Origin of the sequence: Tabrizicola sp., assembly GCF_051645465.1 — a bacterium.
Lineage (GTDB): Bacteria > Pseudomonadota > Alphaproteobacteria > Rhodobacterales > Rhodobacteraceae > Tabrizicola.
Map to the genome: position 1 here is coordinate 30,833 of NZ_JBOFBI010000246.1, position 16,930 is coordinate 47,762.

At 64.4% G+C, this 16,930-nt stretch carries 13 protein-coding genes; all 13 read right to left on the reverse strand.

The genetic code is table 11. The features are described from left to right. Nucleotides 1–86: 86 nt before the first annotated feature. The 13 genes from ACRCSW_RS16170 to ACRCSW_RS16230 all read right to left on the reverse strand — a co-directional run bounded on the left by ACRCSW_RS16170 (nt 87) and on the right by ACRCSW_RS16230 (nt 16,927). The gene (locus ACRCSW_RS16170) at nt 87–1,223 is read right to left on the reverse strand and encodes a serine hydrolase domain-containing protein (protein WP_438706676.1); all 1,137 of its coding nucleotides are present in this window, start codon (nt 1,221–1,223) and stop codon (nt 87–89) included. A 130-nt stretch (nt 1,224–1,353) separates the two neighbouring features. Next, nucleotides 1,354–2,448 (reverse strand): polysaccharide biosynthesis/export family protein, encoded by a 1,095-nt coding sequence (locus ACRCSW_RS16175; RefSeq protein ID WP_438706677.1) that lies wholly within the window; start codon nt 2,446–2,448, stop codon nt 1,354–1,356. A gap of 26 nt (nt 2,449–2,474) precedes the next feature. Next, nucleotides 2,475–3,806 (reverse strand): type VI secretion system-associated protein TagF, encoded by a 1,332-nt coding sequence (gene tagF, locus ACRCSW_RS16180; RefSeq protein WP_438706678.1) that lies wholly within the window; start codon nt 3,804–3,806, stop codon nt 2,475–2,477. Nucleotides 3,807–3,818: 12 nt separating this feature from the next. After that, nucleotides 3,819–7,334: a type VI secretion system membrane subunit TssM gene (gene tssM, locus ACRCSW_RS16185; RefSeq protein ID WP_438706679.1), complete on the reverse strand. Its 3,516-nt coding sequence runs from the start codon at nt 7,332–7,334 to the stop codon at nt 3,819–3,821. Beyond that, complete coding sequence (icmH, locus tag ACRCSW_RS16190; RefSeq protein WP_438706680.1) at nt 7,331–8,806, reverse strand: type IVB secretion system protein IcmH/DotU; 1,476 nt, start codon at nt 8,804–8,806, stop codon at nt 7,331–7,333. The genes tssM and icmH overlap by 4 nt, the downstream gene beginning before the upstream one ends. Then, nucleotides 8,803–10,137 carry a type VI secretion system baseplate subunit TssK gene (gene tssK, locus ACRCSW_RS16195; RefSeq protein WP_438706681.1) on the reverse strand — a complete coding sequence of 445 codons (1,335 nt, stop codon included), beginning with the start codon at nt 10,135–10,137 and terminating at the stop codon, nt 8,803–8,805. Before tssK ends, icmH begins: the two co-directional genes overlap by 4 nt. Then, nucleotides 10,134–11,357 carry a hypothetical protein gene (locus ACRCSW_RS16200; protein WP_438706682.1) on the reverse strand — a complete coding sequence of 408 codons (1,224 nt, stop codon included), beginning with the start codon at nt 11,355–11,357 and terminating at the stop codon, nt 10,134–10,136. The genes tssK and ACRCSW_RS16200 overlap by 4 nt, the downstream gene beginning before the upstream one ends. A gap of 16 nt (nt 11,358–11,373) precedes the next feature. Continuing rightward, nucleotides 11,374–12,339 carry a type VI secretion system baseplate subunit TssG gene (gene tssG, locus ACRCSW_RS16205; protein ID WP_438706683.1) on the reverse strand — a complete coding sequence of 322 codons (966 nt, stop codon included), beginning with the start codon at nt 12,337–12,339 and terminating at the stop codon, nt 11,374–11,376. Continuing rightward, entirely contained in the window at nt 12,336–14,114 is a 1,779-nt protein-coding gene (gene tssF / locus ACRCSW_RS16210; protein ID WP_438706684.1) for a type VI secretion system baseplate subunit TssF, read from the reverse strand. Before tssF ends, tssG begins: the two co-directional genes overlap by 4 nt. Next, nucleotides 14,107–14,607, reverse strand: coding sequence for a type VI secretion system baseplate subunit TssE (gene tssE, locus ACRCSW_RS16215; RefSeq protein ID WP_438706685.1), 501 nt, complete (start codon nt 14,605–14,607; stop codon nt 14,107–14,109). The genes tssF and tssE overlap by 8 nt, the downstream gene beginning before the upstream one ends. Beyond that, entirely contained in the window at nt 14,600–15,403 is an 804-nt protein-coding gene (locus tag ACRCSW_RS16220) for a type VI secretion system accessory protein TagJ (RefSeq protein WP_438706686.1), read from the reverse strand. The genes tssE and ACRCSW_RS16220 overlap by 8 nt, the downstream gene beginning before the upstream one ends. Further along, nucleotides 15,400–16,812, reverse strand: a complete 1,413-nt coding sequence (gene tssC, locus ACRCSW_RS16225; RefSeq protein ID WP_438706687.1) for a type VI secretion system contractile sheath large subunit — start codon at nt 16,810–16,812, stop codon at nt 15,400–15,402. Before tssC ends, ACRCSW_RS16220 begins: the two co-directional genes overlap by 4 nt. A gap of 1 nt (nt 16,813) precedes the next feature. Further along, nucleotides 16,814–16,927: a hypothetical protein gene (locus tag ACRCSW_RS16230; RefSeq protein ID WP_438706689.1), complete on the reverse strand. Its 114-nt coding sequence runs from the start codon at nt 16,925–16,927 to the stop codon at nt 16,814–16,816. Nucleotides 16,928–16,930: the final 3 nt, after the last annotated feature.

Consider the following 16,930-nt stretch of genomic DNA (forward strand, 5'->3'; position numbering starts at 1 on the left):
CTTTATTTGCATTGACGTTGCGGCAAGGCGCGCTTCGGCGGCACTGCCAAAAGAATCGGCGGAAAGCCGCAGGTTGAAAAACCGCATCAGAACTGCTGCATCAGGGCGAGTTCGCCCGGGCCATAGAAGACCTCACCATCCAGCCCCTCGGTTTCGTCGCGCGAGCCGGTCAGGAAGTAGGCATGCGATATGCCGGTATCTACGTTGTGCCAGGCCCCGCCGGTGAAGCCGAGCGCATGGCCCGCATGGCCAATCAGGTGGCCGGGGATGCGGGGATGGCTTTCGTAGATCGTGAGGCCGAGCCCGAAGGCCGTGAACAGCCCGTCGCAGTCTTCGCCATTGGCGGCTGAGGGATCGTAGCGCCAGGAAACTTCACGCTGCAGCTGCCCGGCTGGCGATGCGTCGCCCAGGAACCGGGCCAGGCGCGCAGCCTCGACCACATTCATTCGCAGGCCTGCGTGGGGCGAGAGGAGGCTTGTATCCCGGCCAAGGCGATAGTCGCGGAAGGAATGCCCGCGCCCGCCGCGCCAGATGATGTCGGCATGCCAGTCGGCATCGTCGGCATCGGCCTGCACCGTCAGGCCGTCTTTGCCGCGCTGGTAGAGCGGCAGGCGGTTCGCGCGTTCGGGAAGGGGCACCCCAGCCCAGGTGAAGCCACCGGCAATGCCTGCGGGCGTCAGTACCTCGTCCTGCAGGATATGGTCGAACCGACGGCGCGTGACCGTCTCCATCACGTGACCAAGCAGAACGTAGTTCAGATTGGCGTAAGCGAAGTATGCCCCGGGCTGCCGCCCCGATACCGCCTTCTCATTCGCATCGATGAACTGAAGCAGGCTTTCGCCCGGATCGACCAGATACCCTGCGGCATCCGTCAGACCGGAGGTGTGGTTCAGGAGATGCCGGATCGTGACCGGGTGCTGCCGCAGCCATGCCGGGCGCGCGGGCCACGAAAGGGCGTCCGTGACGGTCGCGTCAAGCGACATCTCGCCACGGACGACCAGCGCACAGACGGCCCGTGCGGTTGCCGCTTTGGAAATGGAAGCCATGCGCAGGCGCGCATTCGGGTCTGTCGCCGGAATGGATCCATCGGGCGTCCTGCGTCCCACCGCGACCGCATCAAGCCTGCCGTCGGCCCGGATGGTCGCGTAGCCCGCATTCAGAAACCCCTGCGGGCCGACCGGATCGGTCAGACGGAGCAGGAGGTCTTCTATCCTCTGCGTCATGTCGATTTCCCCGCCAGCAGTGGTGCCGGTCTGCCGATGACAGCCCTTGTCTCACCCTGTCGCCGAACTGCGAACCCTGCAATGGGCGTGATTGCAAAGCCCTCAGCGATTGATCAGTCTCCTGCCGGTCTTACAGTTCCGGCACGGCAGGAATCTCTGGCGGGCTGTTAAATATCTGAAAGAACTTCGAGAAATTCGCCAACGGCGCATTTCCGACATAGAGCACGTCACCATCGCGCATTTGGAAGCGGTTGGCGCGCAGGCGTTCCGACGGATCCCTGAAGTTCGCGCGGAAGATGACATCCCCGGTGATCCGCCGCTGGTTGCCTTGCGTGTCGCGGAGGATGAAGCTCTCTCCTTCGGGCATGCGACGGAAGACGAAGACGGCCCGGGGGTTCGAGCGGCTGTCGGAAAGGCCACCGGCCTGTGCGACGGCCTGCGCAAGGGTGAAGTCGCCCTCGACGAAGTTGAATTCCCCCGTGCTGGGCAAGGCACCGTCGGCGATGAACGATGCCTCGCCGCCGCCGACGATGATCACGTCGCCTGGCTGGATGGCGACGTTCTGATCCGGTGAGGCGATGATCGACGCGAGGGACTGGCTACCCGTCTTCGACCCACGGACAAGCGTCACGATGGTTTCTTCAGGAGCCCCCTGGGCGCCACCGGCGGCGGCTATTCCATCCAATAGCCTCTCGGACCGGGCCGTAAGATCATAGGTGCCGCCACTGGCCACGCTGCCCTGCACGGCGTAGCTGTCGCTTTCCTTGCGGAGGATGTTCACTGTCGCAGACGGATTGACCGAGGTCTCGCGCAGCTTGTCAGTCAGAAGCTGCTGTGCGCTGTTGACCGACCGCCCCCCGACATTGACCGTACCGATGAAAGGCAGGGATACCGTGCCGCTTGACGAAACCGCGAACTCCCCAAGCGATACGTTGGCGACATCGGTAGCCGAGAAAAGGCCGGACTCGCCCGTGTCGAAAACCGAAACAGAGATGGTGTCTCCTGGCTTGATGATGCCCGGAACATAGGACTGCCCGGAAAAGCCTGAAAGACTCGAAGTTTTCCTCACCGGGCCAAGGGCAGCGACTGTAGCTGCGTCAAGCTGCAGGATCGGAACTTCGTTCTGGTTCGCCTTGGAGACCACGCCACTCGTAGTCGGGCCGTCGGCGGGCGCGCAGGCCGCAAGGGCGACGGTCAGAAGCAAGCTTAGGCAGGAACGTTTCATCAACCACTCCTTAAGGCGGACCAAGATCACGGGCGACGGCCGGGCGCACGCGCCGATAGAATGACAGCAAGAGCAGTCACATCGGCGGCGCCCCCGGCAATGAGGGCGTCCTGTGTCAGACGTGTGACAACCTGTTGCGCAGAGGCAGCATTGGCCAGCGTTGAAGCTATTTCCTGTTCTGTCAGGGCGACCGCCAAACCTGCGGAGCACAAGAGGAATCTGTCATCTTCGCGCGCTTCGCCGGCCACCGTGTCAAGCAAAAGCGGGCCGGGGCCGCCGACGGCGCGGATCAAGACCGTGGGCAGCCTCGCCTCGACATGATCACGCGTCAGAAGCGTCATCACGCCGTCGCGCAGAAGATAGGCGCGGGCGTTGCCCGCCCAGAGCACGGAATAGCGCTGCGCCTGCACAAGCAGGGTGACCGTCGATGCCGCAGATACTTCGCCCGGCGGCTGATTGCGGGCACGCAAAAGAGCGTTGGCCGTTCCAAGCTTGCCCTTGGCCTCGGCGACCAGGTCATTCATCGAGAACGGGTTTTCGATGGTGCTTAGGGTGTCTGCCACGATCTGGACCGCGACCCTGGTGCCGACGAGCTTGCCGACGCCACTGATAACGCTCATCGCCTGTTGGTTCTCAGCAATGGCGGTCGCTTCCATCAGGGCCGGACTGCGCAGGCCTTTCAGCGAGGCGGCGGCACAGTCGACCGAAAGGAGGGTCCGGTTGGTTTGAGAAACAGGTGGTTGCTGGGCCGCGGGTGACACCGCTTCGACAGTTGTTGTAAGCAGGAAAAGTCGTTCGAAATCATGCGGATCGGGCATTCCGTTGAACTGGACCACTTCGTCCGGTGACGATCCGCACCACCAGACCGAAAGCGGCTTGCCTTTGGAGTGCCGCGACCAGAACTCCGGCAGGATGCGCATCCCAAGGCTGGTGACGGCCTGGTCGAAGTTCGCGAAGAGAAACCCGGGATCGAGGGTGGAAAGCGCCAGCTTTTCTGCCGCATCATACCACTCGGTAAGGGCGATCATGTCGTGAACGTCCGGAGAAAGGCCGGTCAGCTGGGCCGCGATCACAAGCGGGAAGTAGCGTCCGATCCGGTCGACGCTGGGCATCATCAGCCCGACGACGGGATCGGGGCCAAGCGTGCCCGAGGTCAGGGCCATTCGCCAGATCGGCGCGACCAGGAAGGCGTCCAGCCAGTCCCGTCCCATCCGGCGTTGGCTTTGCTGCATCGCCTGGCGGAGCCAGCGGTCAAGCGCATCGGCCAGGTTGCGCTGCAGCCCGTTCGAGACGAAATCGCCCTGCGTCGGCACCTTGCCGAAGTAGCCGGACCGGACGATGACCTCTGTTTCTCCCAATCGCGACCCGCCTCAAAGTTTGTCGGGGCAGGAGAACTGCGACAGCGCCTCCAGCCGGAAGGGGTTGTTGACGCTGCTGCTTTTGACCCGAAATTCAACGGTGCGCCCGCCCGTCTGGTATCGGACATCGAACTCGTTCTCGGAAACCGGGGTAATGTCGGCTTCGTCAAAGAGACGGAAGGGGGCCCACGGGCCGGCCTTTTCGATTTCCGTTCCAGGCCTTACCGGTAAAAGGCTGATCCGGGCGGTATTCGAGGTCTCCCCCGGCCAGAGCAGTATGACGTCGTCGTCGAAGGCCTGGTTGTGCTTGGATGTCTCGTCACCAATGGTGATCCACACCGAGGTCGTGGCGGGGTCGAAGCTGATCATGTCGATGGTCAGCCGGACCTGGGGCGTGGTGCTTGACGGCGGGAAGAAGGCGGTGCGGATGGCCGCGGCGCGTTCGAACTGGGCCAGAGCGGCCGACTCTTCTCCGGTGGTGCCAAGCCCGCCTTTCCAGCGCCATGGGCTTGTCGAGACGTCCACGAACCCGGCTAGGTTGTCCTTGAAGAAACTGTCGAAGATGCCGTCCGGCCCGAAGACCCGGGTGAAATCGTCGATGGTGACCTCGGTCGAGGCGGTCCGGTCGAACGGATACCGTCCGCTTACTGCGCGCGTGCATTCCTTGGCGCCGTTCGCCTGCCAGAGCGCATCAACCGAAGTCCGCGCCTGCGCTACCGCAGCAGAGGCGATACGTCCGGCAAGCCCGACTACCCAGCCGCCAACCGGGGCGGGAAGCTTCCGGCCTGCGGCGACCAGCTGCTGCTTGGCCGCGTTCAGCTGACTTTCGGCGGCAAAGAGCTCGGCCACCTGGGCATCGGTCGCAGAGACGCGGTTCAGTTGCTGATAAATCTCGTCCATGATTGGAAGCAGGGCGGAGATCGCGTTGCCAGCCTCTTCACCCTCTACCGCTTCCTGCTTGGCAAGACTTCGGCGCAGGGCAGCGTAGGGATCGGGCGCCCCGAGAGCGTTGAAGGGCAGATTGGGGTCGACAAGAAGCGCCTCGGCCCCTGCTATCGCTGCTTCACCGGCCCCTTCGGCGATGTCGGGTGGCCCGATCAGATAGGTCTGGCGCGCGATGTCCGTGGCGAGCCGTTCGATCGGGTTGGCTTCGGACGCGATCAGCGAAACGAGCTCCGCCGCGTCCTCAAGCCCGGTTATGTCGCGGATCACGATGTCCGAGACCATGTCGTCCCAGGTGTCGGTGAAGTCCGACCAGTATAGCTCTACCGCATCAGCGGCGATTTCGCTTGCAGTGATGTCCTGATCGGCGCCTGGGCCCCGCACCCAGCCTTCGTTGGCGGCGATTTCGGATACCGCGGTGATCTGGGTCAGCACGACCTCCTGATACCCCTTCCGGGTGAGAAGACCGTTGATGCCCTCGTCCATCGGCGTGCCGGACGCACGGGCGAAGGCGCGCGCGCCTGCCGGGCCAAGCGCCTTTGCGGGGGTCCAGACCCCAAGGGCGCGGGCGGCGGGCCGGGTGTAGAGAAGGTCATAGGCGCGCTGGCTTGGGCTGCGTGTGCGGATTTTGTCACGGACTTTGCTGACAAGATCCTCGTCGATCACCATCACGGTAAGTTCCCCGCGGTCCAGCATCGCCGTCATGTGCCGCAGAAGGGCCGCCCGCGTCGTCGTCCGGTCGGACCCGGGATAGAGATCGGCAAAGATCTCTTCGGCCTGGGCAAGTAGTGCATCGGAGTCGATGGGGCCGACACCGGCCAGGGAAAGGTAGTGTTTCAGCGTCTCGAACGCGTCGGCCTCGGAAAGGTTTTCGTCCTTGAGGCGGTTTTGCAGCGCCACCATATATCGCGGTAGAAGATAGGCCCCCAACGCTTCGTCATAGACCTCTTCGTACTGCCCGACGATCCGGGCTTCCTGGCCAAGCCCGAAAGCGACGCGGTGCAGCGGCAGGGCGAAGCTTCCGTTTTCTGCCGAAGGCTCGAAGGCCGTGGGCACTTCGGAAAGGGTGTTCAGCGCGGGCAGCACCCGCAGGAAATCGGCATCCTGAACGTCGCGTACCGGGATGTTCTGGGCCAGTTCCGTGTAGCGCGCCAGATCGGTTCCGGTCCGGGCCAGCGCCTCGCGGTTGAAGAGATAGCTTGATGTCCATGACCCGAGCAGAAAAACGGCCAGGGCGGCAGTAACGCCATACCCGATGCCGGTTATGATGCGGCGGCGGCGGCTGACGCGGTGATCACGGGACACAAGCGCCGCTTCGCCGAGGATCACTTCGGAAAAGAGCCGCGAGACGAAGAAGCTGCGGTTCATCGACCTTACCGGCCCTGTGGCCCGATGCGGCTGGGTCTCTTGAGTGGCCGACGCGAAGTAGACGCCGCGGATCAGCGGTTCTGCGATATGCGAAGTGCCCGAGGACAGCTCTTCGATCATCTCGCGAAGCGAGTCATGCAGCGCACCGACCTGGGCCGGAAAGCGGAAGATACGCCCGCGGCGGTCGACATCGGTTTCCTGCTGCAGCCTTTCGATAAGCAGGCCGTTCAGCCGGTCCTGAAGGGCAAGATATTCGCGGCTGAAGATCTCGGGGACCGAACCGGGCTTGCGCGTCTCCTCAAGGGGAAAGGTCATGCCCCAGACCTGTTCGCGGCCTTCGCTGCCCAAGGCCTCGAAGAACTGCGAGAAGCCGGTCAGCTTGTCGGCCTTTGTCAGGACAAGATAGACGGGGACCCGCGCTTTCAGCGTATCCTCGACCTCTGACAGGCGCTGGCGGATGGCACGGATCTCGCGCATCCGGTCTTCAGGCGCCTGCGAGAGAAGGTCGGTCAGCGACAGCGTCAGGATCACGCCGTTGATCGGCTGAGCCCGGCGTTTGCTCCGCAACATGGAGAGGAAGCCGAGAAACCCGGCCTTGTCGCGCTCATGCCCGCTTTCCTGGGTCGTGTAGCGGCCTGCCGTGTCGATCAGGATCGCGCGGTCGGTGAACCACCAGTTGCAGTTCTTGGTGCCGCCGACGCCCTGTACCGGTTCCGCGCCCATCGCGTCGCCCAATGGGAATTTCAAACCCGAGTTGGTCAGAAGTGTGGTTTTGCCGGCGCCCGGCGCGCCCATCATCAGATACCAGGGGAATTCATAGGCATAGCCGTAGCGCCGCTTCACCACCTTGCGCATCAGCGCCATCGCGTTGCGCAGGCGGTTGCGCAGTTCTGCGATCTCTTCCTTTGTTTCAGCTGCAGCCCTGGCCTCGGGGCTTTCCGCGACCCCTTCGATCAGTGCCGCATCAGCCTTTCTGGCGCGCCGCCAGGCGACAAACCTCCAGATTGCCCAAAGTGCCACGACGACCGCGATGGCGATAACCCGCGAGCGCACCGATTCCAGCGGACGGTCCCCGAAAAGCTCCAGCCGTGGGCCGAAAATCCAGATCAGCGCGCAGATCGCGCCGACCCAGATAAGCGATATGAACCGGCCCCCGAGAACTGCAGTATAGCTGTCGATCTGCGACCGCAGATTGGTCCACATTCCCAACGGGTTCATTGGTCAAGCTCCGCTGCGCCCGCTTCGCCGGCGGGTGAAGATGTATTCACGCACTCCGTTCCCTCTTGGAACATCGAGGGCGCCACGCTGCTTCCGGCCCCGATCACCAGGATCTCTGTCCGGCGATTGGCCTCACGGCCCGCTTCCGTGCCGTTATCCGCGATCGGGCAGAGGTCAGCGACGCCGCGGACAGTGATGCGGTTGGCTTCAATGTGGCCGACAAGAATGTCATGCACGGCCCTGGCGCGGGCGTTGGACAGATGAAAGTTCGACGGGAAGTTGTCGCGGATAGGTATGTTGTCGGTATGGCCGAAGACGATGACGTCAAAGTCCTCGACCGCCAGCGCCTCGCCGATACGATTGAAGATCGGCTCGAACGCCGGGTCGATCTCGGCTTGGGCGCGCTGAAACGCCCCGGAGTTGGCGATGCGGACCAGGACGGCATCGCCATCCCTGTAAAGCCGCACGAGACCCTCGTCGACTTCGGGCTTGAGGAACGACATGAACTCCGCGATCGCGTCGACATCCTTCGGCTTGGGATCTTCCGGGGGTGGCGTAAGCGGAGGTGACTCTGGCACTTCTTCGACGACGGGAAGCGGCGGTTCGGGGATGAACAGGCTTGGCGGCGTGTCGGGCGGCAGGGCGGCCATCTGGGCTATCGTCTCATCGGCGCTTTGTCCAAGCCGCATCGTGAACCCCCCGAACAAGAGGGCCATGCCAAGCAGCAGAAGTCCGGCAATAAGCCAGAACCGTCGACCTGCCCGCAGCCGTTCATGCGCCGCTGCTTCGCCTTTCCACGAGGGCGACAGATCGCGCTCCGGCATTCCGAACTGGCCACGCAGGATACGATAGAGGTTGTCGCGGATCTGGCTAAGCTCCAGCGCACCGCGGGGCGAGACGCGTGTCCTCCCCTCGAAGCCAAGCGAAAGGCAGAGATAGATCAACAGCAAGAGGTCGCGGTTGGCGCCCGGCGCGTTCTGGAAATACGCCAGCAACTCGAAGACCTTGTCGCCGCCCGTCACGTCATGGTGGAACGTCGAGACCAGCCCTTCGACCGACCAGTCGCCACCCCAGGGCGTGTTGCGGATGACGTCGTCGACCGTCGCGCAGACCACATAGTGGGCCGCCCGTGCCTGTTCGGGCAGTATCCCGGCCGCACTCAGCTGTTTCTCGTAGGTCTTGATCGCCGCAATCGTATCCCGCCGCAACGCGGCGATATCCGGGGCTGCCCGCTTACGACGCATGGCGTTGGCAAGATTGAGAAGCGGGGCCGCTTCCGTCACCATCACCGGAATCTCGCCGCCCTCAAGCCGGAAGCCGTGCGTGATGTCGCTGACCGAAAGGCCGTCGTCTTCGGGCAAGTCGGGCGGTGGGGCGGCCGGGGCCAGATCTTCGACCACGCGTTTGCGGCCGGGGGTCGGCAGGATGATACGGGGGGCGTCACCGCCGATGGGGTCGGATTTCGCCGTCATGACCGGACCCCCCAGAGTTCCATCTCTAGGCCCGGAAATTCGGCGGCAAGATGGATGGCGACGGTTCCCGAGGCAATGACCCCGCGCCAGATGTCACCTTCAGTGCCCAACTCGAAATAGACGGTGCCCGACTGGAACGGAAGCTGACGCGGGGCGACCGGCATCGGGCGCACGACCACGCCGGGAAGCGCCACGTTCACCAGTTCCGCAATCCGCTCGACCGGGCCGATCTTGATCTGATTGGGCAGCATCCGGCGCAGGTTCTCTTGCGGCATGTCCGACCGCGCAGCCAGCACAAGTGCCGCACCGGCTTTCAGCCCGGCGTCCGCCAGCATGCCGACCCGCACGCCATGGCGACGCTCTTCCAGCGGGATCAGAACGGCGCTCTGATCCAGAACCGCCGAAAGCGAACGGCGCAGTTCGTTCATCACCGGCACAAAGGTCGCGGCAGGGTCGATGTGGGTGTAGTCCGGGAACTCCGGCGGAAGACGGGTCGCTGCGGTGAAGGTCGCAAGCTCTCCCGCAAGCCCGGCGAGGACCCGGTAGGCGGTTTCAGGATGAACCTGACCGGCTTGCGCGTTCAGATGGGCCAGGACGGGCCCCGCACGGTTCAGGGCCTGCAGAACAAGGTAGTCCCCGATTTCTGCCGAACCGCGCAGGCTTGGATCGCCAGCACGCCGGGCAATGGCCTCGGCCCGATGGCGGACGAGACCCAGAAGCTCGGTCACAAAGCCGCGAAGGCGCGGAACGGCCCCCATCGACAGGACTGGCGGGATCATGTCTTCGTCAAGGACGATGCTGAGGTCGGCGCGCACCTCGACTACCCGGGCGACCGGCAATGTCTCGAAGCCTGCGCGCTCGTCGCTGTCAAGTTTCAGGCCAAGCGCAAAACGCCCCACCGAAATCGCCGCGCTGAACGAGGTGTCGGCATTCGCATCCTCGGCGTCGTAGTCGCTGCGCATGAGCCGCGCCGCGCTATCGCCCCCTGTCGCGGCGAACTCTGCAGCGCCCGGGCGACGCATTGGAAGCGACAGGTGCACGGTCGACGGACCGCTGCCTTCAGAAAGGAGGATCGGTGGTGGCAGATCACACTGATCCGGCGCCGAAATCGGTGTGCCATCAGCAAGAATGCCCCGGACCGAGGTCAGCGCAAACCGGCCGATCCCAAGCGCTGTCTTGTCGATCGAAAGCTCCAGAAAGCCCCAGGGATAGGGCGACAAAGGCTCGGTCCGGTCGCGCATCAGACGGTCCGTCCAGCGGTCGGCTTGCTGGAAGTGTTGAACCCTGAGGAACATGCCTTCGGTCCAGGCCACGCGGTTTTCGGTCTTCAATGCGACGACTCCTCGGGGTACTGGCGGTCAAGGCGCTCGCCGATTGCACGGGCAAGCGCCTTGTCCGAAAGGGCAGATGCGCCGTTGTGGGCCTCGCCTGCGAACCGGGCGCGGTACTCGGCCCAGGCGCGGGTGGCGGGCGTCAGACGGTCCGCAAGGCCGCCGCGGCTTGCCACCGCGGCTGTGATCGAGGTCGGATCGAGCGACTGACGCACGGCTGCAAGATGATCGCGCGCGCCTTCGACGAAGGCAGACTGCGCGGCCTCCAACGCAGTAATTCGGGCAGCAAGCGCCTGAATACGAAGGCCGTCTGGGTCCGAAAGAAGCAATGCCGCGCTCAGCGTGGCCGGGTCTTCGGAATGCACTGGCGCAGTCAAGTGAAGTTCGGTCCGCTGGCGGGCGATCAGCGTCTCGAGCCGGGCTATGCCTTCCAGCGCCAGACGAAGCGCAGCACCCGCATTGGCAAGCTGGCGGTCCGGCGGACCTTCCACCTCGCCTCGCTGGACTGCGGCGGCTTCAAGCAGCGGTCTGATGTCGCCCTTGGGTCGTAGAGGCTTTACGTTGTCGGGCTCGGACTTGACCGGCCCGATGGCAAGCGCATTCGTCGAGACCTGGGCCTGCGAGATCCGGTTCATCCGGTCGCTGGGTGCGTCCCAGTCTTCCGGCAGATAGGTTGCAAGCGGTTTTGCCAGCGGATCGGGCAGCGCTGCGGGGCGGTCCGCGTTTGCACCGAACGCACCAAGCGTGGTCCAGTCGGCTCGGGCTGCGGGCGCGCGTGAGCGTGTGAAGCTTTCAAGCCATTCCTCGGCGCTACGCCCGGGCAGCGGGCCCCCGGCGCTGTCGCCCCCCGGCGTCACATCCGAAAGGATCGAGCTGATTGTCGGCTGGCCGAGTGCGGGATGGCGACCGCCGGCATCCGACGGCAAATCCTGGGTCAGGGTCACGGCCAGGGTCAGGCCGCCGATGCCGATCCGGCTGCCGTGTCCCAGAGTTACAGTGGTGCCGTCGGCAATCGCATGGCCTTCGATCGTGACTTCACCCGTTGCTTCGGCGCGGAAGCCGTCGGGGGCGCGGCGGATGGTTACCGAGGCAAGCCCCGTCCCGCCAGGCAAAAGCCAGTTCGCACCGCGCCGGGTGCCGACGGTAAAGGGCGTACTGCCGTCAACCGCCCGAGTGGCACCGGACTGCGCGCCGTCGATCAGTTCGAGGGTCAATTGCATGGCTTATGTCCCCCTTTCATGCGGCCGATCCAATAACGGCATCGTCGCTGTCGCGCGTCGCCGGTTCGGACCGGGCCCAGGCGTTCCAGCCAAGCCTGACGTCGGACGCCCCGCCACCAAGCTGGGTTTCGGGTATGTCGCGGCGGTCCAGGATGATGTTGATGTCGTAGTCCATGACTGGCCCGACATAGAGCCGGACAAGGCGTTTCAGACGCTCCAGCCGCGGTTGCCCCCGCTCAAGTGACAGGAAGTCTGCGTAACGAACGGGCCCGATGACAAGCCGGCACTGGCTGGCCCGATCCGGGATGTGGCTTCCGGCCATCGCGGTTTCGCCAAGCCGCACATTGCCATCCATGCACGACTGCTCGCTCACCGGCACGTCGCGCCAGCGCAAGTGGAACTGCTGCACCTTCACGGGAAGACCAAGCTCTGCCGCCGCAAGCGCGCGAAGCCCTTCGGCATTGCGGGTGCGTTGCGCGAGAAGGCCCGCATACCTAAGCGTATCGTCGCCGGGAAGCGGCGTATGCTCGGCCATGCCGGGGGTCGAAAAGCCGATCAGCGCACGCAGTGCCGTCAGGATCGTGTTCTCGTCCGATCGGGTCCAACGCAGGCGAGCGGGCAGATTGTACTTTTCGGTGGCGGCAACGAAAAGCCAGGTCAGGCGATCCGAGAAGAGATCGAGAAAGGCCGAAAGCCCACCGGCCCGGCGGCGGTTGTCCCGTGCGGCAATCTCGGTGTAGGCGGGCGGTAACGGCGAAAGCGGGCCAGTTAGGCCGATCAGATGCGCTTCAGCCTCGACGGCCGCGTCGTTTTTTCTGACCCCGGCGACAGCAAGGGGTTCCAGCACAGCGCTTGGTATTGCGCGTACCAGGATGGGTAGGCCCTCACGTTCCGCCTCTGCCTCGGCGACGCGCAGGGCGGTTGCGGGGTCGAAGGTATCGGGCCTTCTGGAGAGAAGATCGAAGAGCGGCGAGGCGGTCATATCAGCGCCTCCTCACCAGCGCGTGGGGGGAAGACGGCAAGTGCATCGGTCCGCCCCCTCATCCGCAGCGTCAGCCGGGTGAAGGTGTTCAGTGTGGTGTAGCAGCCAAGAAACCGGTCCAGTGCGGTACCGAAAACGACAGCCTGATCGCGGTCGATCCGCTGGTCATCGAAGGTGATTGTCACGTCGGTGCCCGAAATCATCACTCCGCCCATCCGGGTAAGGGCAGGGGTGGCCTGGACTCCCTCGATGCCATCGATCATCTGCGCCACCTCGCGGCTGTCGCCCGGATCGTAAAGCCGCAGGATGTTGCGCAGCGCCGGGACGCCATCCGCCGTGATCGACAGGTGGTTGAGCGAGAGGTGAGACATCAGCTGCCACGCGCGATCTTCGGGCGGACCCGCGCGGAGGGTCGACGTCATCGGCCTGAGGCAGGTCACAGCCGCGACATGGTCGATCGCCGAGGCCATCTTCAGCCGGGGCTGTCCGCCACCGAACGGCAGCCGGCGGGGCAGGGCGCCATTCGTCGCAAGGACCTCGACCCCCGCCGTGCTGTCGCCGGGCGACAGGGGCATCGCGCGGGTATCCACGAACGCGATGGAGGTGGCCCCGGGAAGGCGCTGGCCGTCGTCGGGATGGCGGCGAAGCTGCCAGAAGGTGCCTTGGGCCGCCCGGTCTGTCATCCGGTGAAAGAATGGCTTGCTCGCCTCGGTCTGGCCGTCGCTCGAGGCAATAGTGACCGAGGTCACTGAATGCACCTGCCGTGTCAGGGGGCGCCTTGCGTCGGCCTGCAGGGGGTAGACCGACCGCGTGCCGTCCAGCACGATCGGCTCCGCCCGCGACCGGAAGAGATTGACGATCGGGGTGGCGTGCAGCGTCAGCGAGGACGTATCGACCTGCCGCGTCAGGCCTTCAGGCTGGAGGTTGAAGTAGACATAGACGTCAAGCCGGTCGGTCTGGGTGACCTGACCAAGATCGATTTCAACGAAGAGGAATTTCTCAGGCAGCGTGAAGTGTTCGGTCAGGGTGCGGTAACCGCGAAAACTGCCGGCCGGATAGGGAAGCAAGGCCTCCTCATCTGCATAACCCACGGCAGATACTGCCGTTTTTGGCAGATGCCGAGCGTCTTGGTCGGCTGAATGCGCAGCTACGGCGACACCGACCGTGTGTTGATGCAGCAGCCGGAACAGGGCATTCGCCTGACGCGGCGGGCCGGACAGGAACAGCCGAAGCCGCGACAGCCCCAGCTCGGCAATTGGCGCTTTGCCCAAAGGCTCAAGCGTTAGCCGCAGGCAGCCTGCCGCATTCAGGCCGGGCGCCTGTGGCGCTTCGATCGGCCGGTCCATCATCCGCACCGTCGCAAGGCGGACCGGCGCCAGTCTTACCTCCTGCGTCGTGCAGAAGCGGCAGACATCCCCTTCGATCTGCTCCGACACGATCTCCGCCCCACGCGGCACCAGTTGCACGGCATCAAGGCCGCGGGCCGGTTGGAAGGCGACCAGCGACATCGCGGGAACCGGGGCAAGGTAATGGGGGTAAAGCGTCTCGATCAGGCCATCGGTCAGTTCCGGCAGGCTGTCGTCCAGCTTCTGCCGGATGCGGGCGGCCGAGAAGGCAAAGCTCTGGACCAGCCGCTCGACATGCGGATCGTCCGAGGTTTCGCGCGCCAGCCTGAGGCGACCGGCAATCTTTGGATAGGCCTCGGCAAACCGTGTCGCGCGGCGGCGTACCGCGTTCAGTTCGTCATTGTAGAATTCGAGGAACCGGTTAGCCACGCGATCCCTCCACCACCTTGAAGTGCCCCGCGACCGGGTCCATCCGCGTCTCGAACACGATGGGCGGAAGGCCGGGGCGCGCGCGGTAGTGCGCTGCGATCCGTAGCCTCAGGCCACGCCGACCCGGTACGGGATCAGCCAGGATCGCGACCGACAGGTTTTCCAGCCGCGGCTCGAACCGGGCGATGCGGGCTTGCAGACGGCGGGCGAAATCGTTGCGCTGTCCGTCGGTCACAAGGCTTGCAGCGAAGAAATCCTCGACCCCAAGGCTTACAAGGCTGTCGGCAAGCTCTGGCATGGACGGAGGCGGGGTGGCGGGAAGGCAGCGGGTGTTGAGAAGGATCTCCAGATCGCGGCGGAGCGATGCCCGAAGCCCACTGGGGGTTTCTGCAACCGTAACGTCAGGATCGCGCGAAAGATCGGGATCAAGGTCGATCAGCCGATCCAGCAGCGAGGGGGCGAGCCTGTCGTCCTTGAGGCGCGGGTCAGCCATCGTCTGCCCTCCCGAACACGATCGTTTCGGCGTCAAGAAGACCGACCATGTCTTCACCAGCCAGAAACGCGCGTTGTCCTTTTGCGGCCGTCAGCCCGCCGGGCAGCTCTTCAAAGTCGGTCTTCCGCCCCAGCAGATACTCAGGCGCTGCAGAGCCGTGATAGACGGCAGGGATCAGAAGATCGGCTGCGGCGCCATCGGTAAGGGTGACGCGGGCCCGGCGGTAGCCAAGGTCAAGCGGACGCTGCGTTGGCTGGAAAGCGACTTCGCTGATCAGCGCCATGTCGAGCCAAAGATAGTTGCCACCCGCCGTTACCGCCTCCACCGCATGAGGCAGGCGGTCGTCCAGATCGCGCAAATCATCGACCGGGACACCATTCCAACGGGCGGAACGAGGCCCGCGTGCTTCGTCCAACGCATCAAGTGCTGCGCGGGCCGAGGGACCTTCTCCAGCAAAAAGGGCGACGTTCAGCTTCAGCGCCAGCTCGTCAAGCGGTGTCGCGCCCGAAGGGAAGGTCGGCATCGCGCCGGTCTGCCACCACTGATTTCGGGCATGCAATCCACGGAGGTGCTGGCGGAAGACGCCAAGACCCACCGCATCGCCAGGCGACAGGCGGGCCGCCAGCTTCGCATGGGTTTCGGCCCGCTCAAGGTCACCGGCAAGCACGGAAAGCTCGGCCAGCACAATCCGCCCATGCGCATCCTGCGGCTTTGTCTTCACGGCTTCAGCCGCCGCAGCAACTGCCGTATCCAGGGCCCCTTCCGACAGAAGGGCCGCTATTTCGGTATGCATCATGCAGAGACCCTTTCGGAAAGCGGACGCACGGGCGCCTCTGCGATCAGGTGGAAGCTGGTCGAAATGTCATCCAGCTGGAAATGGGGCTGCAGACGGACGGTGCAGGCGTAGGACCCGGGTTTGCCAACGATCGCAGACACTTCGACGCCCGCGTCGCGCAGGGGATACTGCGCCTTAAGCTCTTGCGAGGCGTCGTCATTGCCAAGGCAATAGTCACGCAACCAGTTGTTCAGGCGGATCTGCAGCGAGGCCGGATCGGCTACCGACCCGACTTCGTTCCGCATGATCACCTTCAGATAATGAGCGAACCGCGAGGTGCTGAGCACATACTGCAGCATCGACGCCAGGCGCGCGTTCTGGGTCGCGATCTCGGTGTCGTATTTCTGCGGTGCGTGCAGCGACGGGTTCGCGTTGAAGACCGGTTCCGGGTCCAGATACAGCGCCGAAAGCGGGATCAGACCGCGCTCGATCATAGCTTCTTCCTGCGCCGCGGTCGGTCGGAACTCGATGGGCGACTGGGCCGACAGACCGTGGAAATCGGTGCCGAACTCATGGGGTCGAAAGCCCACGGCCCGTCCCCCGCCGGGCGCATCCTGATAGGCGCCCCGGATCGCCGCGAACCAACCGTTGTCAAGGAAGTTCGCGATCACGGTCGTCGCAAAGGCGAAGGCGCCATTGGCGAAAAGCGGTTGGTCCTGCGTTTCGTCGAACGAAAAGCCGTCGGCGCGGGCCAGCTGAAACCTGTGATATGGGGACCGGACGAGCACCCGCTGGGCTACAAGGCCAAGAAAGCGTGTGTCCTCGGCCTGTCGCAGGCTTTCCCACCGGCGGCGATTGGGGTCCGGGTCGTTACGACGCGGGTTCGGCTCGATATCGCTCTCCGCGCCGATCAGGCTGAAAGCTTCAAAGCCCAGGGTTTCAGGATCCGCCCCCATGATCATCGGGCAGAAGGCAGCGGCCGCAACGGAAGACAGACGGCGCAGAACCTCGATCTGGTCGCCTCGGGCACGGTCGGTCACCTGAGACACCACGTAGTCCCCGACCAGAAGGCCGAACGGAAGCCCACCGGGCATCCCAAACTCGCCATCGTAGATCAGCCGGAAAAGATGGCTCTGATCGAAGTCGGTCGCACGCTCCATGCTGCGGGCAAGGTCGGTCCAGGACACATCTAGAACGCGCATGATCACGCCCCTGCCGGTACCCGACAGGCCGACCAGCAGATGAAGGGCGCGCCACCGCGCCTCCATCTGACGGAACTCGGGTGCATGCAGGATGGCATTGACCTGCCGGGTGAGAGCGGCGTCGATTGCAGCAATCAGACGATCAATACGCGCGGCCAGAACCCTGAACCGGTCGCTGGCCGCGTCATCCGTGCACGACACCCCGACATATGATGTCGAGGCGCCCATTTCAGGTCTTTTCGGGAATCCGCGCGACCATTCTAAGCGATGTCGTCAGCTCTTCCATCTGCAGCCACGGACGCATCCAGGCCACGGCGTTGTAGCTGCCGGGCTTGCCGGGGATCTC